The sequence below is a fragment of the Oleiphilus sp. HI0086 genome, from assembly GCF_001635225.1.
Map to the genome: position 1 here is coordinate 1 of NZ_LWFZ01001061.1, position 491 is coordinate 491.

The following is a 491-nucleotide window of genomic DNA, read 5'->3' on the forward strand; positions in this document are numbered from 1 at the left end:
TCTGAATGTGCCGAGCGGCAGAGCGATACATATAAATGATCTGATTACCTATTTGGATGCGGTCTTTAACGGTTTATGGGCTTATCGTTTCTTGCATAGAGATCTAGAGCATTTGCTGGACAGCGATGAGCGCCTGCGTGAAGATTATCGACGATTTACTTTACGTTGTTTGAGTGGTATCCAAAGCATTATTTATGCGATGGAGAAGAGTGAAATCTATCAGCCAATGGAAGATCAGCAGCGAAAGTCGAAAGCCTTAAATACCTGGTTGATTGTGACGAATTGGATGACTTACCTAAAAACTATCCAAAGTGCTGAGGACGAAGCGCAGGCGCTGAACCAGAAGAGTATTCAGCACGGTGTGTATCAAATACTCGACTATGTCATACCTTATTTGTATGAAGACAAACGGGCCTTAGCGCTGGAATTGCAGGAAAACTATCGCTTTGAAGGGATCGCGCCAAAAGTCTAATCTTCTTGGCTGTCTTCAG

The 491-nt window shown here is 43.6% G+C and carries 1 protein-coding gene; it reads left to right on the forward strand.

All coding sequences use genetic code 11. The features are described 5' to 3' along the window. On the forward strand, positions 1-472 hold a 472-nt coding region (locus tag A3756_RS18965; protein WP_197481383.1), incomplete at its 5' end, for a TetR/AcrR family transcriptional regulator. Between the last annotated feature and the right edge of the window lie 19 nt (positions 473-491).